The organism is Mycolicibacterium rutilum (genome assembly GCF_900108565.1).
In the GTDB taxonomy this organism is placed as follows: Bacteria; Actinomycetota; Actinomycetes; order Mycobacteriales; family Mycobacteriaceae; genus Mycobacterium; species Mycobacterium rutilum.
Window position 1 is genome coordinate 5,698,894 of sequence record NZ_LT629971.1, and the last position, 26,090, is coordinate 5,724,983.

At 69.1% G+C, this 26,090-nt stretch carries 21 protein-coding genes; 9 read left to right on the plus strand and 12 right to left on the minus strand.

Annotated features, from left to right (window positions below):
- Positions 1-2: 2 nt before the first annotated feature.
- The 4 genes from BLW81_RS27765 to BLW81_RS27780 are packed head-to-tail and all read left to right on the plus strand — an operon-like array spanning position 3 to position 5,769.
- Complete coding sequence (locus BLW81_RS27765; RefSeq protein WP_162277414.1) at positions 3-2,042, plus strand: bifunctional aldolase/short-chain dehydrogenase; 2,040 nt, start codon at positions 3-5, stop codon at positions 2,040-2,042.
- Positions 2,039-3,493 (plus strand): rhamnulokinase, encoded by a 1,455-nt coding sequence (locus BLW81_RS27770; RefSeq protein ID WP_083409990.1) that lies wholly within the window; start codon positions 2,039-2,041, stop codon positions 3,491-3,493. Before BLW81_RS27765 ends, BLW81_RS27770 begins: the two co-directional genes overlap by 4 nt.
- Entirely contained in the window at positions 3,490-4,749 is a 1,260-nt protein-coding gene (locus BLW81_RS27775) for an alpha-hydroxy acid oxidase (RefSeq protein ID WP_173839687.1), read from the plus strand. The genes BLW81_RS27770 and BLW81_RS27775 overlap by 4 nt, the downstream gene beginning before the upstream one ends.
- A gap of 24 nt (positions 4,750-4,773) precedes the next feature.
- Positions 4,774-5,769 (plus strand): LacI family DNA-binding transcriptional regulator, encoded by a 996-nt coding sequence (locus BLW81_RS27780; protein ID WP_083409992.1) that lies wholly within the window; start codon positions 4,774-4,776, stop codon positions 5,767-5,769.
- Positions 5,770-5,842: 73 nt separating this feature from the next.
- Here the strand turns inward: BLW81_RS27780 and BLW81_RS27785 are convergent, their stop codons facing one another.
- Genes BLW81_RS27785 through BLW81_RS27795 form a run of 3 tightly spaced genes read right to left on the minus strand, consistent with a single transcriptional unit; the run spans position 5,843 to position 9,593 of the window.
- On the minus strand, positions 5,843-8,011 hold the full coding sequence (locus BLW81_RS27785; protein ID WP_083409993.1) for a xanthine dehydrogenase family protein molybdopterin-binding subunit: 2,169 nt from the start codon (positions 8,009-8,011) through the stop codon (positions 5,843-5,845).
- A complete protein-coding gene (locus tag BLW81_RS27790) occupies positions 8,008-8,982 on the minus strand; it encodes an FAD binding domain-containing protein (protein WP_083410869.1) in 975 nt (324 codons plus the stop codon). Before BLW81_RS27790 ends, BLW81_RS27785 begins: the two co-directional genes overlap by 4 nt.
- A gap of 2 nt (positions 8,983-8,984) precedes the next feature.
- Positions 8,985-9,593 carry a (2Fe-2S)-binding protein gene (locus tag BLW81_RS27795; RefSeq protein WP_407662365.1) on the minus strand — a complete coding sequence of 203 codons (609 nt, stop codon included), beginning with the start codon at positions 9,591-9,593 and terminating at the stop codon, positions 8,985-8,987.
- 124 nt (positions 9,594-9,717) lie between these two features.
- On the opposite strand from BLW81_RS27795, the gene BLW81_RS27800 reads away from it, so the two are divergent.
- Together BLW81_RS27800 and BLW81_RS27805 are read left to right on the plus strand one after the other, a co-directional pair.
- Positions 9,718-10,386 carry an NADPH-dependent F420 reductase gene (locus tag BLW81_RS27800; RefSeq protein ID WP_083409994.1) on the plus strand — a complete coding sequence of 223 codons (669 nt, stop codon included), beginning with the start codon at positions 9,718-9,720 and terminating at the stop codon, positions 10,384-10,386.
- Between the two features lie 100 nt (positions 10,387-10,486).
- Positions 10,487-11,410: a serine hydrolase gene (locus tag BLW81_RS27805; protein WP_083409995.1), complete on the plus strand. Its 924-nt coding sequence runs from the start codon at positions 10,487-10,489 to the stop codon at positions 11,408-11,410.
- On the opposite strand, the gene BLW81_RS27810 is transcribed toward BLW81_RS27805, so the two are convergent.
- The 9 genes from BLW81_RS27810 to BLW81_RS27850 are packed head-to-tail and all read right to left on the minus strand — an operon-like array spanning position 11,379 to position 21,924.
- Entirely contained in the window at positions 11,379-12,416 is a 1,038-nt protein-coding gene (locus tag BLW81_RS27810) for a zinc-dependent alcohol dehydrogenase (RefSeq protein ID WP_083409996.1), read from the minus strand. The genes BLW81_RS27805 and BLW81_RS27810 overlap by 32 nt on opposite strands.
- 2 nt (positions 12,417-12,418) lie before the next feature.
- The gene (gene araA, locus BLW81_RS27815) at positions 12,419-13,930 is read right to left on the minus strand and encodes an L-arabinose isomerase (protein ID WP_083409997.1); all 1,512 of its coding nucleotides are present in this window, start codon (positions 13,928-13,930) and stop codon (positions 12,419-12,421) included.
- Entirely contained in the window at positions 13,927-14,634 is a 708-nt protein-coding gene (locus tag BLW81_RS27820; RefSeq protein ID WP_083409998.1) for an L-ribulose-5-phosphate 4-epimerase, read from the minus strand. The genes araA and BLW81_RS27820 overlap by 4 nt, the downstream gene beginning before the upstream one ends.
- Positions 14,631-16,298 carry a ribulokinase gene (gene araB / locus BLW81_RS27825; RefSeq protein ID WP_083409999.1) on the minus strand — a complete coding sequence of 556 codons (1,668 nt, stop codon included), beginning with the start codon at positions 16,296-16,298 and terminating at the stop codon, positions 14,631-14,633. Before araB ends, BLW81_RS27820 begins: the two co-directional genes overlap by 4 nt.
- Entirely contained in the window at positions 16,298-17,323 is a 1,026-nt protein-coding gene (locus BLW81_RS27830) for a LacI family DNA-binding transcriptional regulator (RefSeq protein WP_157897858.1), read from the minus strand. Before BLW81_RS27830 ends, araB begins: the two co-directional genes overlap by 1 nt.
- Positions 17,320-18,321, minus strand: coding sequence for an ABC transporter permease subunit (locus BLW81_RS27835; protein ID WP_083410001.1), 1,002 nt, complete (start codon positions 18,319-18,321; stop codon positions 17,320-17,322). The genes BLW81_RS27830 and BLW81_RS27835 overlap by 4 nt, the downstream gene beginning before the upstream one ends.
- The gene (locus tag BLW81_RS27840) at positions 18,318-19,388 is read right to left on the minus strand and encodes an ABC transporter permease (RefSeq protein ID WP_083410002.1); all 1,071 of its coding nucleotides are present in this window, start codon (positions 19,386-19,388) and stop codon (positions 18,318-18,320) included. The genes BLW81_RS27835 and BLW81_RS27840 overlap by 4 nt, the downstream gene beginning before the upstream one ends.
- Entirely contained in the window at positions 19,385-20,923 is a 1,539-nt protein-coding gene (locus tag BLW81_RS27845) for a sugar ABC transporter ATP-binding protein (RefSeq protein WP_083410003.1), read from the minus strand. Before BLW81_RS27845 ends, BLW81_RS27840 begins: the two co-directional genes overlap by 4 nt.
- A 20-nt stretch (positions 20,924-20,943) precedes the next feature.
- Positions 20,944-21,924 carry an ABC transporter substrate-binding protein gene (locus BLW81_RS27850; protein WP_083410004.1) on the minus strand — a complete coding sequence of 327 codons (981 nt, stop codon included), beginning with the start codon at positions 21,922-21,924 and terminating at the stop codon, positions 20,944-20,946.
- 268 nt (positions 21,925-22,192) lie between these two features.
- Here BLW81_RS27850 and chvE point away from each other — a divergent pair, with 268 nt between their 5' ends.
- The 3 genes from chvE to mmsB are packed head-to-tail and all read left to right on the plus strand — an operon-like array spanning position 22,193 to position 26,066.
- Entirely contained in the window at positions 22,193-23,293 is a 1,101-nt protein-coding gene (chvE, locus tag BLW81_RS27855; RefSeq protein WP_083410005.1) for a multiple monosaccharide ABC transporter substrate-binding protein, read from the plus strand.
- A gap of 29 nt (positions 23,294-23,322) precedes the next feature.
- Positions 23,323-24,834, plus strand: a complete 1,512-nt coding sequence (gene mmsA, locus BLW81_RS27860) for a multiple monosaccharide ABC transporter ATP-binding protein (RefSeq protein WP_083410871.1) — start codon at positions 23,323-23,325, stop codon at positions 24,832-24,834.
- Positions 24,831-26,066 (plus strand): multiple monosaccharide ABC transporter permease, encoded by a 1,236-nt coding sequence (gene mmsB, locus BLW81_RS27865; RefSeq protein ID WP_083410006.1) that lies wholly within the window; start codon positions 24,831-24,833, stop codon positions 26,064-26,066. The genes mmsA and mmsB overlap by 4 nt, the downstream gene beginning before the upstream one ends.
- Positions 26,067-26,090 lie beyond the last annotated feature (24 nt).

The following is a 26,090-nucleotide window of genomic DNA, read 5'->3' on the forward strand; positions in this document are numbered from 1 at the left end:
CCATGAACGCCATACAGACCGTCGCCGAGCTGATCACCCGATCCAACCGGTTGGGCGCCGACCCGAAGAACACCAACTACGCCGGCGGTAACACCTCCGCCAAGGGCACCGCCACCGACCCGGTCACCGGACAACCCGTGGAGTTGTTGTGGGTCAAGGGATCCGGCGGCGACCTGGGCACCCTCACCGAGGACGGGCTCGCCGTGCTCCGGTTGGACCGGATGCGCGCGCTGGTCGACGTCTACCCCGGCGTCGAACGCGAGGACGAGATGGTCGCCGCATTCGACTACTGCCTGCACGGCCGCGGTGGGGCGGCCCCGTCGATCGACACCGCCATGCACGGACTCGTCGACGCTGCACACGTCGACCATCTGCACCCCGATTCCGGGATCGCGCTGGCCACCGCCGCCGATGGTGAGGCGCTGACCAAGCAGATCTTCGGTGACCGCGTGGTGTGGATCCCGTGGCGGCGCCCCGGCTTTCAGCTCGGCCTCGACATCGCCGACATCAAGCGGCGCAACCCCCAGGCCATCGGCACGATCCTCGGCGGGCACGGCATCACCGCGTGGGGCGACACCTCCGACGAGGCCGAGCAGCGGTCACTGGAGATCATCGACACCGCGCAGCGCTACATCGACGCCAACGGCAGGGCCGAACCGTTCGGCGCCCCGCTGCCCCGCTACGGCCCGCTGCCCGAAGCCGAGCGGCGCGCCAGGGCCGCGGCGCTCGCGCCGTTCCTGCGCGGGCTGGTCTCCACCGACCGTCCGCAGGTCGGGCATTTCACCGATGATCCGCGGGTCCTCGAATTCCTTGCCGCCAGTGAACATCCGCGGCTGGCGGCGCTGGGCACGAGTTGCCCCGACCATTTCCTGCGTACCAAGGTCAAGCCGCTGGTGCTCGACCTGCCCGCCGACGCGTCGCTCGACGACGCCAGGGCCCGGCTGGATGAACTGCACCAAACCTACCGCGCCGACTACCGGGCGTACTACGAGCGGCACGCCGACGCCGACAGCCCGGCGATGCGCGGCGCCGACCCGGCGATCGTGCTGATCCCCGGCGTCGGGATGTTCAGCTACGGCAAGGACAAGCAGACCGCGCGGGTGGCCGGCGAGTTCTACCTCAACGCCATCAACGTCATGCGCGGTGCGGAGGCCATCTCCACCTACGCACCCATCGACGAGTCCGAGAAGTTCCGCATCGAGTACTGGGCGTTGGAAGAGGCCAAGCTGCAACGCATGCCGAAGCCCAAGCCCTTGGCCACCCGCATCGCGCTGGTCACCGGCGCGGCTTCGGGCATCGGCAAGGCCATCGCGACCCGCCTGGCCGACGAAGGCGCGTGCGTGGTAATCGCCGACCTGGACGCCAGCAAGGCCCGACAAGCCGCCGAGGAACTCGGCACCACCGACGTCGCAATCGGGATCGCCGCCGACGTCACCGACGAGCAAGCCGTGCAGGCCGCCGTCGACGCGACCGTACTGGCGTTCGGCGGCATCGACATCGTGGTCAACAACGCCGGGCTGTCGCTGTCGAAGTCGCTGCTGGACACCACCGCCGCGGACTGGGACCTGCAGCACACCGTGATGGCCCGCGGCTCGTTCTTGGTGTCGAAAGCCGCCGCCCGGGCGCTGATCGACCAGAAGCTGGGCGGCGACATCATCTACATCTCGTCGAAGAACTCGGTGTTCGCCGGGCCCAACAACATCGCCTACTCAGCCACCAAAGCCGATCAGGCACACCAGGTTCGGCTGCTGGCCGCCGAACTCGGCGAGCACGGCGTCAAGGTCAACGGCATCAACCCCGACGGCGTCGTCCGCGGATCGGGCATTTTCGCCGGCGGCTGGGGCGCCAAACGCGCCGCGGTGTACGGGGTTCCGGAAGAAGAACTCGGCAAGTACTACGCGCAGCGCACCCTGCTCAAGCGTGAGGTCCTGCCCGAGCACGTCGCCAACGCCGCGTTCGCGCTGTGCACCTCGGACTTCTCCCACACCACCGGGCTGCACGTGCCGGTCGACGCGGGCGTCGCCGCTGCGTTCTTGCGATGACGGGCCACCTCGCGGCGGTCGACCTCGGCGCGACCAGCGGACGGGTCATGGTGGCCACCGTCGCGCCGGGTGCGATCGACATCCGGCCGGTCGCCCGGTTCGCCAACGAGCCGGTGTACCTGTGGAACGGCCGGCGCGCCGCGATGCACTGGGACCTGCCCGGCCTGTTCCGGCATGTGTGCGACGGCCTCGCCGAGGCGACCCGCCGTCACCCCGACCTGCTCGGAGTCGGCGTCGACTCCTGGGCCGTCGACTACGGCCTGCTGCGCGGCGGCGCGCTGGCCGGACTCCCCCACCACTACCGCGACGCCCGCTGCCAGGACGGCGCCGACCGCGTCCACCATCGCATCACCCATCGGGAACTGTATGCCCGCAACGGATTACAGTTTCTGCCGTTCAACACGCTGTATCAGCTGACCGAGGACGACCTCACCGCCGTCGACCAGGCGCTGCTGATCCCCGACCTGATGAACTACTGGCTCACCGGCACGGCGGTCACCGAACGCACCAACGCCTCGACCACCGGGCTGCTGGGCGTGCACGGCCGCTGGGATGACGACCTGATGGCCGCGCTGAACATCCCGCCCGGCCTGTTCCCCGCCGTCGTCGACCCCGGCACCGACCTCGGCCCGGTGCTGCCGGACCTGGCGGCGTCGGCGGGCATCGGCGGTCACCCGCGCGTCAGCACGGTCGCGTCGCACGACACCGCCTCGGCGGTCATCGCGGTGCCGATGGCTCCGGAGGCCGCGGTGTACATCTCCTGTGGCACCTGGGCGCTCGTCGGCGTCGAACTGGAGCGGCCGGTGCTCACCGAGGCCGCGCGGTCGGCGAACTTCACCAATGAAGTCGGCGCCGACGGCCGGATCCGCTTCCTGCGCAACACCATGGGCTTGTGGCTGCTGAGCGAGTCGATCAGACACTGGGAACGCGACGGCGCCGACATCGATCTCGACGTCCTGCTCGAGCAGGCCGCGGCCTGCCGGCCACCGGCGGAAGTGTTCGACACCGACGACCCGGTGTTCGCGACGCCAGGTGACATGCCCGGCCGCATCAACGCCTGGTACACCGCGCGCGGGATCGAGGCGCCGCCCACCATGGCCGAAACCGTCCGGGCCATCATCGAGAGCCTGGCCGCGGCGTTCGCCGACGGCGTCGAGGCGGCGTCGCTGCTGTCGGGCACCGCGGCACGCACGGTGCACGTCGGCGGCGGCGGCGCGCGGAACGCGCTGCTGTGCCGGCTCATCGCCGATCGCGTCGGGGCGCCGGTCGTCGCCGGGCCGGTCGAGGCGACCGCGCTCGGTAATGTACTGGTGCAGGCACGCACGCACGGGCTGCTGGCCGGTGATCTCGAGGCACTTCGCGCCCATGTCGGCGACTCGTTGCTGGTGGGTCGTTACGCACCGCGCGGCGTGGCCAGGACCGGGGCGTCGTCAGGAAGGGCTCGATCATGAAACGCCGGATGCCGAAGGTCGCCGACCTCGCACCGCTGATGCAGTTCAAGAAGCCGCAGTTGAATCCGAAGACCCGGCGGCTGGACAAGGCGCTGACAATCGAGGATCTGCGGCGCATCGCCAAGCGGCGCACCCCGAAGGCGGCCTTCGACTACACCGACGGTTCGGCGGAGGCCGAGCTGTCGATCGCGCGGGCACGGCAGGCGTTCTCCGACATCGAGTTCCGCCCCGCCATCCTGCGTGACGTGTCCACGGTGAGCACCGGTTGGGATGTGCTCGGGGCGCCGGTGGCCCAACCGTTCGGGATCGCCCCGACGGGGTTCACCCGGATGATGCAGACCGAAGGCGAGATCGCCGGTGCCCGCGCGGCGGGCCGGGCCGGCATCCCGTTCTCGCTGTCGACGATGGGCACCAGTTCCATCGAGGATGTCGCGGCGGCGAACCCACGGGGCCGCAACTGGTTTCAGCTCTACATGTGGAAGGACCGCGACCGGTCGATGGCGCTGGTCGAGCGCGCGGCCAAGGCGGGCTACGACACGCTGCTGGCGACCGTCGACGTGCCGGTGGCCGGGGCACGCCTGCGCGACAAGCGCAACGGCATGTCCATCCCGCCGGCGCTCACGCTGGGCACGGTGCTCGATGCCCTGCCCCGTCCGCAGTGGTGGTTCGACTTCCTGACCACCGAACCGTTGGCCTTCGCGTCGCTGGACCGCTGGTCGGGCACCGTCGCCGAGCTGCTGGACACCATGTTCGATCCGACGGTCACCATCGAGGACCTGCGCTGGATCAAGTCGCAGTGGCCCGGCCGGATCGTGGTCAAGGGAATCCAGACCGTGGCCGACGCCCGCCGGGTCGTCGACGTCGGCGTCGGCGTCGACGGCATCGTGCTGTCCAACCACGGCGGCCGCCAACTCGACCGCGCGCCGGTGCCGTTCCACCTGCTGCCCGACGTCGTCGCCGAGGTCGGCCGCGACACCGAGGTGCTGCTGGACACCGGCATCATGTCCGGCGCGGACATCGTCGCCTCGATCGCGCTCGGCGCGCGCTTCACGCTGATCGGCCGCGCCTACCTGTACGGGCTGATGGCCGGCGGGGAGGCCGGCGTCGACCGCGCCATCGCCATCCTGTCCGAACAGGTGGCGCGGACCATGCGGCTGCTCGGTGTCACCTGCCTCGAGGAACTCTCACCCGAGCACGTCACCCAGCTCATCCGCCTCGCGCCACGGGAGAAGCTGGTAAACCAATTGGAGAGGTAGCGCGCAGGAACAGGGGTGACGCCGATGGCAGCGGGGATCCGTGACGTGGCGGCGGCCGCGTCGGTATCCGTCGGCACGGTGTCCAACGTGCTCAACGCGCCGCACAAGGTTGCGCCGGCCACCGTCGAACGCGTACACGCCGCGATCGACAAGCTGGGCTTCGTCCGCAACGACGCGGCCCGGCAGCTCAAGGCGAACCGCTCCCGCTGCGTTGCGCTGATCGTGCTCGACATCGGCAACCCGTTCTTCACCGACGTCGCGCGCGGAGCGGAACGCCGTGCCGCGCAACTGGATCTGACGGTGTTGTTCGGGACGTCCGACGACGACGCCGCGCGGGAACGCTCGTACATCGACGCCTTCGACGAGCAGCGGGTGTTCGGCCTGCTCGTCTCGCCCGTCAGCGACGACCTGTCCCGGATGCTGACCCTGCAGTCCCGCGGCACCCCGGTGGTCCTGGTCGACCGCGACGCGACCGGCACACCGTTCTCCTCGGTGGCCGTCGACGACGTCGCCGGCGGCCGGCTCGCCGCCGACCACCTCTGCTCCACCGGCAGGCGCCGCCTGGCCTTCGTCGGCGGACCGCGCACGCTGCGCCAGGTGAGCGACCGGCTCCAGGGTGCGCAGGCAGCGGTCGCCGAGCACCCCGGGGTGACGCTCGAGGTCGTCGACACCGCCGAGCTCAGCGTGCTCGCCGGCCGCACCGTCGGAGAGCAGCTGCGGGCCCGGCGTCCCGAGGACCGTCCGGACGCGGTGTTCTGCGCCAACGACCTCCTCGCGATCGGCGTGCTGCAGGCGCTGACCCTGATGGGCGATGTCCAGGTGCCGCGCGACATCGCGCTGATCGGTTACGACGACATCGACTTCGCGCGCTCCGCGGTGGTGCCGCTGACGTCGATTCGCCAGCCCAGCACCCAGATCGGCACCGCCGCAATCGATCTGCTCGCCGCGGCGGCCGAACACGACGAACCCCAGCACATCGTGTACCAACCGGAGCTGGTGGTCCGGGCGTCAACCGCTTGACGCCCCCTTCGCCGAGTTCTACGTGAGGGCTGCGAAATCTCGGAAATCACGACCCTGGCGTCGAAATCGCGTGTCAGATCAACGTGTCGAGGGTGATGGGCAGGTCGGTGACGCGTCGGCCCGTGGCGTTGAACACCGCGTTGGCGATCGCAGCGGGGACCCCGACGAACACCAGCTCCGCGAGCCCCTTCACCCCCAGCGGGCTGAGCAGCATGTCCTCGCCGGGTAGGAACGCCGCGTCCAGGTCCCCGATGTCGGCGTTGACCGGCACCAGGTAGTCGGACATGTTGGCGTTGACGATCCGCCCGTCGCGGTGATCGAGGTCGGTCGACTCCAGCAGCGCCATCCCGATGCCGCCCACCATGCCGCCGATGGCTTGGCTGTGTGCGAGCAGCGGGTTGATGATGCGGCCCGCGTCGTACACGGCGTACATCCGGCGCACCCGGGTCAGGCCCAGCTGCTCGTCGACGGTGACCTCGGCGAACACCGCGCCGTAGGAATGCATCGCGTACGCGTCCTGCTCGGCCTCGTCCGGCGACCACGTCTGGGTGGCGTCGAGCGGACCCCAGCCGCGTCTGCGCAGCAGGTCCTGGTACGACTCGCCGCGCCCTCCCGATGCAGTCATCCGCCCGTCGGCGACGGTGACCTCGTCGGGACGCAGCCCGGCCAGCGGCGACCCGGGATCGACGACCGCGGTACGAATGAACCGGTCCCGCAACAGGTTCGCGGCGTGCAACACTCCCGAGCCGACGCTGGCCATCGTCTGAGAGGCGCTGTGCACGGGTGCCTGCGGCATCCGGGAATCGCCGAGCGCGAACCGCACCCGGTTCAGCGGCAGGCCGAGGGCGTCGGCGGCCACCTGCGTCATCGCGGTGTAGGTGCCGGGACCCATGTCGATGCTGCCGGTCTGGACGTCGGCGGTGCCGTCGCGGTTGATCCGCACCGACGCCGCGGAGGCGACGGCGTTGGCGTGGTAGACCGCCGCGGCGGTGCCGAACCCCACCAGCAGGTTGCCCTCCCGCACCGCCCGGGGCGTGGCGTTGCGCCGCGACCAGCCGAAGGTGTCGGCGCCCTGCGCGAAGCACTCGGTGAGCCGGCGTGTCGAGAACGGCAGATCCGTGGACTCGTCGCGGCGGGGCTCGTTGCGGGCGCGCAACTCGATCGGATCCATGCCGAGCCGGAACGCCAGGTCGTCGAGGGCGCTCTCGAGGGCGAACACCCCGCTGACCGTTCCCGGCGCGCGGGTGAAGGTCGGCGGGTTCACGTCGAGCGGCACCGTCCGGTACGTCGACCGCAGGTGGGGCGCCGAGTACATGAACCGCGGCACACCGGTGACGTTGTCCTCGTAGCCGTCGTGGCGTGACTTCTCCACGCGGCCTTCGTGAATGACGCCGGTGATGCGCCCGGAGCGGTCAGCGCCGATCGCCAGCCGCTGCCGGCTCGTCGGCCGGTAGCCGACGGTGGTGTAGAACTGTCGACGCGTCAGAGTGACCTTCACCGGTCGGCCGAGTTCGCGCGCTGCGTACGCCGCGAGCAGCCCGTGCGGCCAGGTCCTGCCCGCCCCGCCGAACGCACCCCCGACGAACGGCGAGAGGACGTGCACCTGGTCTGCGGAGAGGCCGAATGCCTCCGCGTAGGCCTCCTGTGACCACGTTATGCCCTGTACCTTGTCCCAGACGGTCAGGTGCTCACCGTCCCAGCGGGCGATCGTCGACGGCAGCTCCATCGGGTTGTGGTTGTTCCTGGCCAGGGTGAACCGCAGGTCGGTACTGACCTCGGCGCCGCGCAGCGCTGCGTCGGCGTCGCCGCGCGCGTAGTCGGTAGTGCGTGCGGTGCGGCCCGGCTCGGCCTGGGCCTGCGGCGCGTCGACGTCGGTCAGCGGATCCGCGGCGTCGTAGCGCACCTCGACCAGGGTGGCGGCGTGTGCCGCCGCTTCGAGCGTTTCGGCGACGACGACGGCGACCGGCTGTCCGAAGGACGTGATCGTGCGCGGCTCGAAGGGCAGTGTCACACCGCGGAATTCGGTCAGCACCCGCACGACGTCCGTGTGCCGCTGCGCCGCGGCGGTGTCCACGCCGGTGACACCGCCGCGAGCGACGGTGCTGCACACCAGCACCGCGTGCACAGCGTCGGGTACCGGGTTGTCGGCCGCGTAGGTGGCCTGCCCGGTGACCTTGAGGCGTCCGTCGACGCGGGTGACCGGCCGCCCGCTGAACCGCGGTACCGCCATCGGCGAGGTCATGACAGCCCCGCCACGGTCGCGAGCTGGCGTTCGACGGTGCGCTGCAGCAGCCGGACCTTGAAGCCGTTCTCCGACAGCGGACGGGCACCTTCGGCGGCCAGCGCCGCGGCCGCCCGCCAGGTCTCGGAGCTCGGCGGCCGGCCGACGAGTGCCCGCTCGACGGCGGGTAGGCGCCACGGCACGGTGCCCACACCACCGGCGGCGACGCGCGCGCTGCGGACCCGCCCGTTGCGGACGTCCAGCGCGACCGCGGCCGAGGTCAGGGCGAACTCGTATGACGCCCGGTCGCGGACCTTCAGATATCCGGAGCGCCGCGCCTCGGCGATCGGCACCTCGACAGCGGTGATGAGTTCCCCTGCGCCGAGGTTGTTTTCGCGATCGGGTGTGTCGCCGGGCCGGCGGTAGAAGTCTGCCAGCGGCATCGTCGCCTCACCGTCCGGTCCGCGGATGATGAGCACCGCGTCGAGCGCGGTCAGCGCCACCGCCAGGTCCGACGGGTGCGTCGCGACGCACGCGTCGCTGGTGCCGAGGATGGCGTGCGTCCGGTTCCGCCCGCCGACGGCCGAGCATCCGGCGCCCGGGCTGCGCCGGTTGCACGCCGCGCTCACATCGCGGAAGTACAGGCACCGGGGTCGCTGCAGCAGGTTGCCGCCGATCGACGCCATGTTGCGCAGTTGCGCCGAGGCACTCGCCTCCAACGCCTGCGTGATGACCGGAAAGCGTTCGCGAACACCAGGATCCGCCGCCAGGTCGGTCATCCGCACCAACGCACCGACTCGCAGCCGGTTCGGTTGCACGTCGATGTCGCGGTACGGCAGGGCGTTGATGTCGACGACCCGCTCGGGCCGTTCCACGGTCTCGCGCATGAGGTCGATCAGCGTCGTTCCGCCGGCGATGTAACGCGCCCCCGTCGCACCTGCGGCGAGCGCAGCCGGTTCGTCCTCGGCCTTGGTGAAGGTGAAGGTATACACGGTCACGCCTCCCGCACACTGGCGACGGCCGCCACGATGTTGCTGTACGCCCCGCACCGGCAGATGTTGCCGCTCATCCACTCCCGGATCTCCTCGGGAGAACCGTTGTGGCCCTCCTGAATACAGCCGATGCCCGACATGATCTGGCCCGGTGTGCAGAATCCGCACTGCAGACCGTCGTGGTCGATGAACGCCTGCTGCAGCGGATGCAGACGGCCGTTGTGCTCCAGGCCCTCGACGGTCAGGATGTCGGCGCCGTCGTGCATGACCGCCAGCGTGAGGCAGGAGTTCACCCGCGCACCGTCCAACAGGATCGTGCACGTACCGCACGCCCCCTGGTCGCAGCCTTTCTTGGTGCCGGGCAACTCGGCACGTTCGCGCAGCATGTCCAGCAGCGAGGTCCGGTTGTCGACGGTGAGCTCGCGTTCCTGCCCGTTGATCCGCAGCCGGACCACCGATGTCGAGGATTCGTCCGGCGGGGCTTCGCGCGAGCAGCCCGGCAGCAGCGTCGCAGCGGCCACGGTGCCGCCGATCGCGACGGATGTGCCGACGAACGTGCGCCGGGTGAGGGTGAACGGCGTTCCGGGGTCGTGCGGGGCGGTGGTCTCGATGGTCACGAACGCCACGCTAGGAACAGCCGGCACCGCGTGGCCGGAACTCATAGCGGATTCACACGGAATAGCCGCGCGGTGGCCGACGTTGCGCGGACGGTAACCGACACCACGGAGGCGACGCATGAGGATCGGCATCATCGGAGCAGGGCAGATCGGCGGCACACTGACGCGCAGGCTGCGCGAACTCGGGCACGAGGTGAGGGTGTCGAACTCGCGGTCGCCGGAGTCGTTGGCCGACCTCGCCGCCGAGACCGGGGCGACGGCCGTCTGGGCCGCCGACGCCGCCACCGACGCCGACCTCGTCATCATCAGCATCCCGCAGAAGAAGGTCCCCGACCTCGCCGACGGCATCGTCGATGCCCGCAGGCCGGGTGCGCCGGTCATCGAGACCAACAACTACTACCCGCACCAGCGCGACGGCGAGATCGCCGGCATCGAGGACGGCCTGACCGAGAGCGAGTGGGTCGCCGAGCAGATCGGTGCGCCGGTGTACAAGGTGTTCAACGGGATCTGGTGGAAGAACCTCCTCGAGAAGGGCACCCCGACCGGTACGCCCAACCGCATCGCCCTGCCCGTCGCCGGGGCGGACGGAGCAGGCCGCGACCTCGTCCACGAGCTCGTCGACCAACTCGGGTTCGACCCCGTCGACGCCGGGCCGCTCGCCGAATCCTGGCGTCAACAGCCCGGAACACCGGTGTACGGCAAGGACTTCGACGCCGAGAACACCCGTAAGGCGCTCGCCGCCGCCACCCGCGCGCGCACGTCGGACTGGTCCGCGCGCGCGGCCTGACGCAGCGTCCGCCGACATGGCGGTTCGAGCCGGTTAGGCTGGGTACCCGGTAGGTCCGGCGTGACCTGAGCCGGCTACAGGATCTGCTCGAAGGAGACGTATGCGTCGGCGACTGGCGAAACGGGCGATGACGATGATGGCGCTCGCCGGCGTCGCGCTGCTGGTCAACGGGTGCGAGGCGCAGGTCTGGGGTGCGCCGCCGTCTGCCGATTCCGCGCAGGCGACCGTCTCCGCCCCGCAGGCCACGCCGTCCGCGGTGCCGCAGGCGCCGCCCGAGCCCACGGCGGGGCTGGCAGGCCTGGACCCCCGTCTCCGCCAGGCCATGGACGAGGCGGCCGCGGCCGGCGCCGACGTCACCACGATGGTGCTCGACCGCGACACCGGACAGAGCGTCGCCCACCAACCCGATTCCGCGTTCCCGATCGCGTCCGTGGCCAAGCTGTTCATCGCCGACGATCTGCTGCTGCAGGCGTCGCAGGGCGAGACCGAACTGTCCCCCGACGACCGCAAGGCGCTCGACGTCATGCTGCGCTCGTCCGATGACAGCGCGGCGCAGACGTTCTGGGACCGCAGCGGCGGCAACGCCGTCATCGCTCGCATCGTGGCGCGCTACGGGCTGACCGGCACGACGGCACCATGGAACGGGCACTGGGATGTCACGACGAGCACCGCCAGCGATCTCGTGCGCTACTACGACAAGCTGCTCAGCGGTAGCGGCGGCCTGCCGCCCGAACAGGCCGACGTCATCCTCGACAACATCGCCCGGTTCACGCCGACCGGGCTCGACGGCTATCCGCAGCGGTTCGGCATCCCCGACGGGCTTTTCGCCGAACCGGTCGCGGTCAAGCAGGGCTGGTTCTGCTGCTGGAACGGCGGCAACCAGCTGCATGTGTCGACCGGCGTGATCGGCGCCGACCGCCGCTACGTGATGGTGATCAGCTCGCTGCAACCCGTCGGTGAGGCCGCCGCGCGTGCCACCATCACCCAGGCGGTCAAGACGATGTTCCCCGGTGGGAAGATCTGACCGGGGAGATTTCAACGACGACCTTGCCGCCCCGGCGCTCGGCCGCGGCCGTGAACGCCTTGACCGCGTCGGTGAGCGCGTAGCGGTCCGTCACCAACGCGTCGAGGTCGATTCCGTTGAGCGCCATCGCGATTGCCCGCGGATAGGTGTCGTTCATCCGGCGCACCATCGCGAACGTCAGGCCCTTGCGGCGCGCCACCGCCGCCGGAAACGACGACGACTCCTCCGAGGGGATACCCGCGAGTGCCACGCGGGCGCCGGGACGGCTGGCGGCCACCGCGATCCCGATGGCGCTGTCGGTGCCCGCCACCTCGATGACGACGTCGACGCCCCGGCCGCCGGTCGCGTCCAGCACGGCGTCGGCGCCCTCGTCGGGTGACCACACCGCGTCGGCGCCGGCGTCGAGCGTCGCGGCCCGCCGGTGGGCCAGCGGTTCGACCGCGAACACCCTGGCGGCGCCCTGGGTGCGGGCCACCTGCACGACGAGTTGTCCGATCGGCCCCGCCCCGACCACCAGCACGTCCGAATCGGGCTTCAGGTGGCTCACGCCGACCGCATGGATCGCCACGCCGAGCGGTTCCAGCAGTGCGCCGGCGTCGTCGCTGAGGTCGTCGGGCAGCGGGTGCAGCAGCCGATCCGGCCACACCAGGTACTCCTGCAGCGCCCCGTCCAATGTGCCGTGCCCGGCGAACTGCACTGTGGGACAGAGGTTGTGGTCACCCGCCAGGCACCTCTCGCAGTGCTGGCAGGGGATCGCCGGGTCGACGGCGACCCGGCGGCCGGCGTACGGCCCGGTCACCGCGACCGCGGCGAACTCGTGCCCCGGCACCACCGGACGCTCGATCCGGTTCTCGCCGATGCCGCCGTCGCTGAACCAGTGCAGGTCGGACCCGCAGATGCCCACCGAGGTCACCTCGACCAGCGACCACCCCGGCGGCGGTTCACCCGGCCCGGGTTCGGTGGCGACCCGCAGGTCCCCGACGCCGTGCAGCCGTGCCGCGAGCATGCTCACAGACCGGCGGCGACATGGTGGTACACCGCGTTCCACTTGAGTTCGTTGGCGAATCCGCGCGTCGTGGTGCCCGCGTCGATGACGAGCAGCTCGGTGCCGGTCATCGCGGCGAAGTCGTCGATCGTCTCGGTGCTCAGTGCTGTGGTCAGCACCGTGTGGTGCGGCGCACCGGCCATCAGCCACGCCTCCGCCGAGGCGGACCACGACGGCAGCGGCTCCCACACCGCGCAGGCCACGGGCAGCATGGGCAGGTCGGTCGTCGGTTCGACGACACGAACCTCGTTGGCCACCAATCGGAATCGGGCACCCATGTCGCAGATCCCGATGACCACGGCGTCCGAGGGCGCCGCGGTGAAGCGCAACCGCACCGGGTCGTCGCGGTCGCCGATGGACAGCGGATGGACCTCCAGGGTCGGTGTGGCGGCCGCGATGCTGGGGCACACCTCGAGCATGTGCGCGCCCAGGATGCGCTCCTGGCCCGGCGTCAGGTCGTAGGTGTAGTCCTCCATGAACGACGTGCCGCCGGGCAGACCCTCGGCCATCACCTTCACCGTGCGCAGCATCAGCGCGGTCTTCCAGTCGCCTTCCCCGCCGAACCCGTAGCCGTCGGCCATCAGCCGCTGCACGGCCAGCCCGGGGAGCTGGCGCAGCCCGCCGAGGTCCTCGAAGTTCGTGGTGAACGCGTGAAAGCCGCCGTCCTGCAGAAACCTTCGCAGCCCAAGCTCGATCTGTGCGCCGTCGCGCAGCGACGTGTGCCGGTCGCCGCCGGCACGCAGTTCGTCCGCCAACCGGTAGGTGTGTTCGTACTCGCGGACCAGCTTGTCGATGTCGGCGGGCCGGACCCGCTCGACGACGTCGACCAGATCGTTGACGCCGTAGGTGTTGACCGAAACCCCGAAGTGCGCCTCGGCTTCCACCTTGTCGCCCTCGGTGACCGCCACACCGCGCATGTTGTCGCCGAAGCGCGCCACCTTGAGCGTGGACAGTTCGGCGTTGCCGAGTGCGGCCCGCACCCACGATCCGATGCGGCGTCGTGTCTCGGGGTGGTCGACGTGGCCGGCGATGGTCTTGCGCGGCTGCGACAACCGCGACTGGATGTATCCGAACTCCCGGTCGCCGTGTGCGGCCTGGTTGAGGTTCATGAAGTCCATGTCGATGCTGTCCCAGGGCAACTCGACGCCGAACTGGGTGTGCAGGTGCAGCAGCGGCTTGCGCAGCGTCTTGAGCCCGCGGATCCACATCTTCGCCGGCGAGAAGGTGTGCATCCAGGCGATCACGCCGATGCACTCGGCAGAGGCGTTGGCCTCGGCGAGCACCCGGGCGATCTGATCGGCGTCGGTGACCACCGGACGCCACTGCACCTCGACCGGCACCTCGCTGCTGGCATCGAGTCGCTCGGCGATCTGCCGCGACTGGTCGGCGACCTGGTCGAGGATGTCGGGCCCGTACAGGTGCTGGCTGCCCGTGATCAGCCACACCTGGCTGGTGACGAGGCGCGATGCGATCATCGCTGGGTCTCCTGGATGTCGGACGGTGCGGTCTGGCCGTACACGTTCTGGTAGCGCTCGAACAGCGCGGTGACGTCGGCGGGGTCCAAGGGTGGCGCGGTCCCGAGTTGACGGCTGATGTGCACGGTGCGTGCGACGTCCTCCACCATCACCGCGGCCTTGACCGCGTCGCGGGCTGTGCGCCCGATGGTGAACGGTCCGTGGTTGCGCATCAGCACGGCGGGAGATCTGCTGTCCCGCAACGTCTCCACGATGCCGCGGCCGATGGAGTCGTCGCCGATCAGCGCGAACGGGCCGACGGGAATGTCGCCGCCGAACTCGTCGGCGATCATCGTCAGCACGCACGGGATCGGCTCACCGCGCGCCGCCCACGCGGTGGCGTAGGTGGAGTGGGTGTGCACGACGCCGCCGACCTCGGGCATGTGCCGGTAGACGTAGGCGTGCGCGGCGGTGTCCGAGGACGGGTTCAGGTTCCCGTCGACGAGGTTGCCGTACAGGTCACAGACCACCATGTCGGCGGGTGTCAGCGAATCGTACTCGGCGCCTGAGGGTTTGATCACCATGAGCTCGCGGCCCGGCACCCGCGCCGAGACGTTGCCCGCGGTCCAGATGACCAACTCGTACTGGGTCAGGTGGGTGTGCAACTCGCACACCTGTCGGCGCATCTCGGCGATGACGTTGCCGACCTCGGAGGTGATGGTCATGCGGTGGCTCCCAACGTCTCTTGTGCTCCGATGCGGCGCAGCCGGCGCATCATGTCGTTGCCGCGGCCGAACCACTCGTAGGCCGCGACGTATTCGCGGTAGAGCCGGTCGTAGGCTGCGGCGTTCTCGGGGATCGGCCGGTAGGCGTTGCGGGTGCGGCGACCCATCCGGGCGGCGGCCGCGGGAACGTCGTCGTAGACGCCTGCGGCCGTGGCGGCGTGGATCGCCGAACCGAGCGCGGGCGCCTGGGCCGACGGGACGATCGACAGCGGGAGCCCGACGGCGTCGGCGTAGATCTGCATGAGCAGGCGGTTCTTGAGCAGCCCGCCCGCGACCACCAGTTCGGTGACCGGCACACCGCTGGCGACGAACGTCTCCACGATCATCCGGGTCCCGAATGCGGTGGCCTCCAACAACGCCCGGTACATGTCGACACAGGTGGTCTCCAGCGTCTGGCCGATCATCACCCCGGACAGCTCGTGGTCGACCAGCACCGAGCGGTTGCCGCTGTGCCAGTCCAGCGCGACGAGGCCGTGCTCGCCGACGCGCTGCTCGCTCGCCAGCTCGGTGAGGTGGTCGTGCAGCGACAGGCCGCGCCGCCGCGCCTCGACGTGGTAGCTCTCCGGGACGCAGTTGTCCACGAACCAGCCGAAGATGTCACCGACGCCGGACTGGCCGGCCTCGTATCCCCAACTGCCGTCGCTGATCCCGTCGCGGACCACCCCGCACATGCCGGGGACGTCGCGCAGCACGTCGGAGTTCATCACGTGGCACGTCGAGGTCCCCATGATGGCGACCAGCTGCCCGGGCTCGAGCGCGTCGGCCGCGGCGACGGTGACGTGCGCGTCCACGTTGCCGACGCAGACCGCGATGCCCTCCGACAGTCCCGTCCACGCCGCCGCCTGCGCGGTGAGCTCGCCGGCCCGCTGGCCGAGGCGGCCGATCCGGTGATCGAGCTTCTCGGTGACGAAGTCGGCGAAGCCGGGTCGCACCTCGGCGAGGAACTCGCGTGACGGGTAACGGCCGTCCTGCCGGATGCCCTTGTAGCCGGCGGTGCACGCGTTGCGCAGGTACTCACCCGTCAGCTGCCACACGATCCAGTCGGCCGCTTCGACGAAGCGGTCCATCGCCTCGTACACACCGGGGTCCTCGTCGAAGATCTCGAGCGCCTTCGCGAACTCCCACTCGCTGGAGATCAACCCGCCGTACCGCGGCAGCCAGCTCTCCTGCCGTTGTGCGGCAACGGCGTTGATGCGGTCGGCCTGCGGCTGCGGTGAATGGTGTCGCCACAGCTTGGCGTAAGCGTGCGGGCGGTCGGCGAAACCGTCGAGTTCGCACAGCGGGGTGCCGTCCGCCCGCACGGGCACCATGGTGCAGGCGGTGAAGTCGGTGCCGATGCCGACGACGTCAGCCGGATCGATGCCCGCCTTGGCGACCGCCTCGGGCACCGCGGTGCGCAGCACGTCCACGTAGTCGGACGGGACCTGCAACGCCCACTGCGACGGGAGCCGGACGGTGCTGCCGGGCAGCGTGTCGGTCACCACGGCGTGGGTGTAGACGTGCTCGGCGCTGGCCAGTTCGTGGCCATCGCGCACGCGCACCACCAGCGCCCGGCCGGACAACGTGCCGAAATCGACTCCCACGGTGTATATCTCGTCGCTCATCAAGCCTCCTGTGGCGGTGCCGTGCTGGCACGGATGATCAGTTCGGGGGCGAGGAGCGGCACGTTGGCCGGGGTGCCCTCCAAGGATCTGGCGACCAGTTCGATCGCGCGCTGACCGAGGACCCGGAAGTCCTGTTTGACCGTGGTGAGCGCGGGGTTGAGGTAACCGGACTCCGGGATGTCGTCGAAGCCGACGATGCTGACGTCGTCGGGGACCCGTACCTTCGCCTCCGCGAACGCGTGCATCACCCCGATGGCCATCTGGTCGTTGGCCACGAATACCGCTGTCGAACTTGCTTTTCGGACCAGTTCGCGGCCGATCCGGTAGCCGCTGCCCGGGGTCCAGTCCCCCTCCCACAGCTCGCCCGGCACCAGTCCGGCGTCGCGCATGGTCGCCTCGTACCCGGTGCGGCGGCCCTTGGCCTCGGTGTAGGTCAGCGGACCCGCCACGTGGTCGATGTCGCGGTGCCCGAGGTCGACGAGGTGCCGGGTGGCCAGGTGTGCGCCCTTGATCTGGTCGACGCCGACGGTGAGGCCCTGGCCCGAGAGGTCGCCCTCGACGACGATCAGCGGCACCCCGGCGCTGGCCGAGTGCACGACCTCGAGAGCGTCCTCCTGACCGACGATCATCACGATCGCCTCCACGGACTGGCGCGTGAGATGGTCGAGCGCACTGCGAAGTTCGTCGGCGGTGACCTCGGCCAGCGGCACCAGGCTGGAGAAGTACCCGGCCGCGCGGGCGGCCTCCTGCACGGACCGTTGGATGCTGGTGGGCCCGTACAGTCCGCTGTTGGATCCGATGATCCCGACGATCCCTGAGCGCCGGGTCACCAGCGCGCGCGCCGCCGTGTTGGGCCGGTAGCCGAGTTCCTCGATGGCCTGCTCGACGCGGGCCTTGGTGGCGGGGCGGATGCTCGGTGAGCCGTTGATGACACGCGAAACCGTCTGGTGGCTGACACCCGCGAGGCGCGCGACGTCGGCCATCACCGGTTTCGCCGACATCGGGGGGTTCGATTGAGTGCTCATCCGGGCTTCCTGACTACTAGTCGCTGCACGAGCACGAAGACCAGGAACAGCGCACCGGTCATGATCCGGGTCCAGTACGAGTCCAGGTTCTCCGCGGTCACGAATGTTTGTATCGTGCCGAGCACCAGCACACCGATGACCGAGCCGAGGACGAAACCCACTCCGCCGGAGAGCAGCACGCCGCCGATCACCGCAGCGGCGATGGCGTCGAGTTCCAGACCGATGCCGTTGAGGCTGTAGCCGGACAGTTTCTGCACGGCCAGCAGCAGACCCGCGAGCGCCGCGCAGAATCCGCTGATCGCGTACACCCCCACCCGCGCCCCGGAGGCGTTGAGCCCCATCAGTTGTGCCGACTGCCGGTTGCCCCCGACCGCGTACACGGTGCGGCCGAACCGGGTCATGTGCAGGATGTAGACGGCGGCGACCACCACGACCGCCGCGATGACGACCGTCCACCGGATGAACTTGTCCTCGTAGAGGTACACGTAGTTCAGTCCGATCACGCGCAGGACGGGATCTTTGATCGGCAGCGTGTCGACGCTGATGACGTAGCACAGCCCGCGGGCCAGGAACATGCCCGCGAGGGTGACGATGAACGGCTGGACGTCGAAGTACTCGATGACCAGACCCATCAGCAACCCGAGCAGCGGTCCGACGACGAGCACAGTTCCCACTGCCAGGGGCATCGGCCAGGAGGCCTGGAGCGCGCTGGCCACGATCACGGTGGACAGCGCCACCACCGAGCCGACGGACAGGTCGATGCCGCCGGTCACGATCACGAACGTCATGCCGACGGCCAGCACGATCAGATAGGCGTTGTCCACGAACAGGTTCAGGAACACCTGCGCGGGGCTGGCGAAATCGTAGCGCGCGACGACGGCGACGAACATCACGACCAGCAGCGCCAGCGAGGCCAGCGGTGACAGGTAGCGTCCCTTCACGCGCTTGACGACCTCGGCGGCCACGGTACGGGGCCGGGTCACGGTGGCTGTGGTCATTTCGTCACCATCGCCAACGGTTGCACGGCGTCCCGTGGTGCGGTCGTGGGTGCCGGCCTGGCTTTACGTGGGCTTCGGCGACCCCGCATCCGGGCGCGGAAGGCCGGCGACTGCAGCAGGCACACCGCGATGACGACGAGCGCCTTGAACACCAGCGTGGTCTCCGGCGTGATGCCCGCGGTGTAGACCGTCGTCGTCAGCGTCTGGATGATCAGCGCACCGAGGATGGTGCCGGTGAGGCTGAAACGTCCACCGAGCAACGAGGTTCCGCCGATCACCACGGCGAGGATGGCGTCCATCTCGATCCACAGCCCGGCGTTGTTGGCGTCGGCGGCGGAGATGTTCGACGCGATCATCAGCCCGGCGACGCCCGCGCACAGCGCGCTGAATACGTAGACCACGAAGACGATCGACCGGTGCCGGACGCCGGCGAGCCTGCTGGCCTCCGGGTTGACCCCGACCGACTCCAACAGCATGCCCAGCGCGGTGCGTCGGGTGAGCAGACCCACCAGCGCGAACACCGTCAGGCTGACCAGGATCGCGACGGGCAGGCCGAGGGCGTAGCCCGCGCCCAGCACCTTGAACGGTGCGCTGGCGGTCGTCACGATCTGGCCGTCGGTGATGAACAGCGCGATGCCCCGACCGGCGGTCATCAGCACGAGGGTCGCGATGATGGGCTGCACTCCGAAGACCGATACCAGCATGCCGTTCCACAGCCCCAGACCGACTGCGACGCCGAGGGCGATGCCCATCGCGGTGATCACGGTGCCGGCATTCGCGGGGTCGGCCGACGCGGCGATGTGCGCGCACGCCAGGGCACCGCTGACGGCGACCACGGCGCCGACGGACAGGTCGATGCCGCGCGACGCGATCACCAGCGTCATGCCGAGCGCGACCAGCATGGTCGGTGCGCCGTTGCGCAGGACGTCGATCAGGCTGCCGAACAGGTGGCCGTCCTGCACGCGGATGCTCAGAAAGTTCGGCGTCAGAATGACATTGACGACCAGCAGCGCCAGCAACGCCAGCGCCGGCCACAGCAGCGGCGACGAGGCCAGCTTCGTTCTCATCGGTCCGCCCCGCCGGCGATCAGCGAGGTCAGTTCCCGCACGCTGCATTCCGACCCGACGGTGGCGATGCAGTGCCCGTCGCGCAGCACCGCGATCCGGTCGCTGATCCGGACCACCTCGTCGAGCTCGGCGGAGATGAAGACCACGCCCATACCGTCGACGGCCAGATCGGCGACGAGTTTCTGGATCTGCGCCTTCGCGCCGACGTCGATGCCGCGCGTCGGCTCGTCGAGGATGAACAACTGCGGCTCGGTGATCAGCCAGCGCGCGAGCAGCACCTTCTGCTGATTGCCGCCGCTGAGGTTCTTCACCAGCGCATCGGGATCTCGCGGCCGGATGTCGAGGGCGTCCAGGTAGCGCGCGACCAAATCGTCCTTGGCCTTCGCCGACAGGGGGCGCGCGAACCCGCGGCGGGCCTGCAGGGCGAGCACCAGGTTGTCGCGCACGGTCAGGTCGCCGATGATGCCCTGCCCCTTGCGATCCTCGGAGGAGAAGGCGATGCCCTTGGCGATCGCGGCCCGAGGCGACCGCAGGTGGACGTCGGTGCCCTTGACGGTCGTCGTCCCGCTCGATGCGCGGTCGGCGCCGAACAGCAGTCGCGCCAATTCCGTTCGGCCCGAACCGAGCAGCCCGGCCAGGCCCACGACCTCGCCGCGGTGGATGTCGAGGTCTGTCGGATGGACGACGGGCGCGCGGCCGAGCCCGCGGGCGCTGAGCACGGTCTCCTCGGTGTGGAGTCCGGTGGCGGCCGCGCGGTCGTCTGCGCTCTCGGCCTTGGCTTCCCCGATCTCCTCGAGCAGGCCCAGCTCGTGGCCGAGCATCGCTGCGACCAGCTGGACCCGATCCAGCTCGGCGGTGAGGTACTCCCCGACCCGTCGCCCGTTGCGCAGCACGGTCATCCGGTCGGAGATCTCGTAGACCTGGTCGAGGAAGTGCGAGACGAACAAGACGGCGGTACCGCCGTCGCGGAGCCGGCGCATCACGCGGAACAACTCCGCCACCTCGTCGGCGTCGAGGCTGGAGGTGGGCTCGTCGAGGATCAGCACCCGCGCCTGAACCGCGGTGGCCCGCGCGATCGCGACCAGTTGCTGCAGCGCGATCGGATGGTCACCGAGGGTGGAGGTGGGTTCGATGGCGAGGTCGAGCCCGCCGAGCAGTTCGGCGGCGCGCCGGTTCATCGCCCGGTGGTCGATGCGGCCCAGCCGGCGCGGTTCACGTCCCAGCAGGATGTTCTCGGCCACAGTCAGATTCGTGCACAGGTTGACCTCCTGGTACACGGTGCTGATGCCGGCGTCCTGCGCCTGGCGCGGGCTGGTGAACCGCTGTTCGACACCGCCGACCGTGATGGTCCCCGCGTCGACGCCGTAGACGCCGGTGAGCGCCTTGATCAACGTCGACTTGCCCGCCCCGTTCTCTCCCATCAGGGCGTGGATCTCGCCGGGCAGCAGGCGAAAGTCGACCCCGTCGAGCGCTCTGACTCCAGGGAAGTCGACGGTGACGTCCCGCATGTCCACCACGGCCGGTGGTGCGTTCATCGAAGTTCCTTCGCCGCGGCTCAGTACTTGCGCTCGGGAAGGGCCGCGGCCGCCTGCGCCTGGTCGAAGGTCTGGTCCGGGGTGACGATGCGATTCGGCACGCTCTCGCCTGCGACGACCTTCTTGGCGATGTCCATCAGTTGCGGGCCGAGCAGTGGGTTACATTCGACGAGGAAGTTGAACTTGCCGTCGGCGGTCGCCTGCATGCCGTCGTGGGTGGCGTCGATCGCGACGATCTTGATGTCGGTACCGGGCTTCTTGCCCGCCGCCTCGATGGCCTCGACGGCGCCGAGTCCCATGTCGTCGTTCTGGGCGAACACCACGTCGATGTCCGGGTGCGCCTTGAGGAACGCCTCCATCACCTGCTTACCGCCCGACCGGGTGAAATCGCCTGTCTGCGAGGCGATCACCTTGAGGTTGGGGTTCACGCCGATGGCCTTGGCGAATCCGCTGGTGCGTTCCAGCGCGGGATCGGAACCGGTGGTGCCCTCGAGTTGCACGATGTTCACCGGGCCGGGCGCCGCGGCGAACTCCTTGACGACCCAGTCGCCGGCCCACTGGCCCTCCTGGACGAAGTCAGCACCGATGAACGTCTTGTAGACGTCGGGTTCGGAGGTGTCGACCGCGCGGTCGGTGAGGATGACCGGGATGCCGGCGTTCTTGGCTTCCAGCAGCACGGCGTCCCATCCCGTGCGCACGACCGGGCTGAACGCGATCACGTCGACGCGCTGCTGGATGAACGAGCGGATCGCGGAGATCTGGTTCTCCTGTTTGCCGTTGGCGTCGGAGAATTTCAGGTCGACCCCGGCCTCCTTGGCGGCGTCCTGAATAGAGGTGGTGTTCGCGGTCCGCCACCCGCTCTCGGCGCCGACCTGGGAGAAACCCATCGTGATCTGTTCGCCGCCCGCGGCATCGCCCGACTGCCCGGCGGGCCCGCTGCCACAGGCGGCGAGCACACCCGCCGTCGCGATGCCCAGCATCGCGGTGAGAACTCTATTCACGACAGCTCCTTCGGAATCGTTTTTCGAGGTCAAGCCCGTCTGTGACGGATCTTTGGCGACAAGTGCCGATGTGACCGGCGTTACACCGAGTGGATGTTAACGCTCACATTTTCACTGTGTCAATGGTTTTGTTAGCGCTCACATCGATGCTGGGCGGGGGCTTGACAAAGCGTGATGGCAGTCACATCATCTGGATGTTAACGCTCACATCACGGCGGCTCAGCCCCGTGTCCGCGACTGAAGCAGCATCACACCGAAGGGACTTTTCATGCGCAAATCCTTTGTCCGCGTCGTGGGCGCGCTCGCCGTGGCGGCGGCCCTGACGAGCGCGGGCTGTGGCCGGTCCACCTCGCCCGAGGCGTCCGACGGCGGCGGTGACCGCACGGGCACCGTTGGAATCTCGATGCCCACGAAGTCCTCCGAACGGTGGGTCGCCGACGGCGACAACATGGCCAAGCAGTTCCAGGATCTCGGCTACGACACCGACCTGCAGTACGGCGACGACGTCGTGCAGAACCAGGTGTCCCAGATCGAGAACATGATCACCAAGGGTGTCAAAGTGCTGGTGATCGCGCCGATCGACGGTTCCTCGCTCACCGACATCCTCTCCCGCGCCGCCGATGCCAACATCCCCGTCGTCAGCTACGACCGGTTGATCCGCGGCTCGGACAACGTCGACTACTACGCGACGTTCGACAATTTCAAAGTCGGTGTGCTGCAGGCGAACTACATCGTCGACAAGCTCGGCGTGGCCGACGGCAAGGGTCCGTTCAACATCGAACTGTTCGCCGGCTCCCCCGACGACAACAACTCGACGTTCTTCTTCAACGGGGCGATGAGCGTGCTGCAGCCCTACATCGACAATGGCAAGCTGGTCGTCAAGAGCGGGCAGACGGCCTTCGACCAGGCCGCCACCCTGCGCTGGGACGGCGGGCTGGCGCAGTCCCGGATGGACAACCTGCTCAGCCGCAGCTACACCACCGGCCGGGTGGACGCCGTGCTGTCGCCCTACGACGGGATGTCGGTCGGCATCATCTCCGCGTTGAAGAGCGCCGGCTACGGCACGCCCGCCAACCCGCTGCCGATCGTCACCGGCCAGGACGCCGAACTCGCCTCGGTCAAGTCGATCATCGCCGGTGAGCAGACCCAGACGGTGTTCAAGGACACCCGCGAGCTGGCGAAAGCCGCTGTGCAGATGGCCGATTCGCTGCTGACGGGCGGCACCCCGGAGACCAACGACACAACGACCTACGACAACGGGGTCAAGGTGGTTCCGGCCTACCTGCTCGAGCCGGTCAGCGTCGACAAGAGCAACTACGAGAAGGTCCTCGTCGAGTCGGGCTACTACACCCAGGCACAGCTCGCGTGACGACGACCGACGCGCCGGTGCTGCTGGAGATGCGCGGCATCACCAAGCGGTTCGGCAACGTCACGGCGCTCAGCGAGGTCAACCTCGCTGTCCGCCGCGGCGAGATCCACGCGATCTGCGGGGAGAACGGCGCGGGCAAGTCGACGCTGATGAAGGTGCTCAGCGGGATCTACCCGCACGGCAGCTACGACGGGGAGATCGTGTTCGACGGTGCTCCGGGCGATTTCAAAGACATCCGGTCCAGCGAGCGGCGTGGGATCGCGATCATCCACCAGGAACTCGCGTTGGTGCCCGTGCTGTCGATCGCCGAGAACATCTTCCTCGGCAACGAGCACGCGCGGGTGGGCGTCATCAACTGGCACGAGACGATGACCCACGCCCAGGCGCTGCTCGACCGCGTCGGGCTCCGGGAGAGCCCGAACATCCGGATCTCGGACATCGGGGTGGGCAAGCAACAGCTGGTCGAGATCGCCAAGGCGCTGTCGAAGAAGGTCAAGCTGCTGATCCTCGACGAACCCACCGCGGCGCTCAACGACGAGGACAGCAGACACCTGCTCGACCTGATCCTGGGGCTCCGGGACCAGGGACTGACCTGCATCATCATCTCCCACAAACTCAACGAGGTGATGCGGGTGGCCGACACGGTCACCATCCTGCGTGACGGCCGGACGATCGAAACCCGTTCGGTGGGGGGCGAACTCACCGAGGAACACGTCATCCGCGGCATGGTCGGCCGTGACATGACCGACCGCTTCCCCGACCGCGAGCCGCACCCGATCGGCGACGTCGCGCTCGCGATCGAGAACTGGACGGTGTTCCACCCCCTCGATCAACAGCGCAAGGTCGTCGACGACGTCTCGCTGCGGGTACGGCGCGGCGAGGTCGTCGGGCTCGCCGGACTGATGGGTGCCGGCCGCACCGAGCTGGCGATGAGCGTGTTCGGGCGCAGCTACGGCAGAAACGCCACCGGCCGGGTCTTCAAGGACGGCAGAGAGATCCACACCCGGACGGTTCCCGAGGCGATCGGGCACGGCATCGTCTACGCCACCGAGGACCGTAAGCACTACGGGCTCAACCTGATGGACGACATCGCGCGCAGCGTCACGCTGGCGTCGCTGAAGAAGGTCAGCAAGCGCTCGGTCATCAGCGAGCACGACGAGACCGTCGTCGCCGAGGGGTACCGCAAGGACATGCGGATCAAGGCGCCTTCGGTGCGGGCCACCACGGGCAATCTGTCGGGCGGCAACCAGCAGAAGGTCGTGTTGAGCAAGTGGATCTTCGCCGACCCCGACGTGCTGATCCTCGACGAGCCGACCCGCGGCATCGACGTCGGCGCCAAGTACGAGATCTACCAGATCATCAATTCCCTGGCCGCGCAGGGCAAGGCGGTGATCGTGATCTCCTCCGAACTGCCCGAGCTGATCGGTCTCTGCGACCGCATCTACACCCTCAACGAGGGCCGCCTCACCGGTGAGGTCGCACGCGAAGAGGCCACGCAGGAGACGTTGATGCGTCACATGATGAAGGGACGGACCACATGACCACCACTCCCATGGTGGACGCGACTCCGAGTGCACAGCCGGCACCGCCCCCGCCGGACGGTCCCACCGCACGGCTGAAGGCGGCGTTGCGTGGCAATGTCCGGCAGTACGGCATGGTCGTCGCGCTGGCGGTGATCGTCATCCTGTTCCAGATCTGGACGAGCGGCATTCTGCTCAAGCCGCTCAACGTCACCAACATCGTTCAGCAGAACGGGTACATCCTGATCCTGGCGATCGGGATGGTCATCGTGATCATCAACGGACACATCGATCTGTCCGTCGGGTCGATCGCCGGCTTCGTCGGCGCGATGTCGGCCGTGTTGATGATCCGCAACGACATGCCCTGGCCCGTGGCGGTCGCGCTGTGTCTGCTGATGGGCGCGGTGATCGGTGCGTGGCAGGGCTTCTGGATCGCCTACATCGGGATCCCGTCGTTCATCGTCACGCTGGCCGGCATGCTGGTGTTCCGCGGGGCCACGCAGTACCTGCTCGAGGGCCAGTCGATCGCACCGTTCCCCCGCAGCTTCAGCCAGGTCAGCAGCGGCTTCCTGCCCGAGGTGGGCGAGGGCAGCCTGTACCACTGGCCGACGGTCATCCTCGGCGTCCTCGTGATGGTCGCCGCGGTGTGGCAGCAGGTGCGGCAGCGACGCACGCAGGCGCACTATGGATTCGACGTCGCTCCGCTGAGCTGGTTCGTGTTCAAGTGCGCCGCGATCGTCGCCGCGCTGGGTGCGTTCACACTGCTGCTGGCGAGCTACCGCGGCATCCCCGTCGTCGGGATCATCCTGGCCGTGGCGTTCGTCGTCTACGCATTCGTCATGCGCGGCACCGTGTTCGGCCGCCAGGTCTACGCCGTCGGCGGTAACGAGGCCGCGGCCCGGCTCTCCGGCGTCAAGACCAAGCGCACCACGTTCCTGGTGTTCGTCAACATGGGGCTGCTGTCCGCGCTGGCGGGTCTGCTGTTCGCGGCGCGGTTGAACTCGGCGACTCCGCAAGCCGGCATCGGCATGGAACTCGAGGCGATCGCCGCGGCGTTCATCGGCGGCGCATCGGCCACCGGAGGCGTCGGAACGGTGTTGGGCGCCATCATCGGCGGTTTCGTCCTCGGTGTGCTGAACAACGGGATGTCGTTGATCGGCATCGGCAGCGACGTGCAGCAGGTGATCAAGGGCCTGGTGCTGCTGGCCGCGGTGGGCTTCGACATCTACAACAAGAAGAAGGGCGGGTCCTGACAATGTCTGGCGGTGGCATCGCGG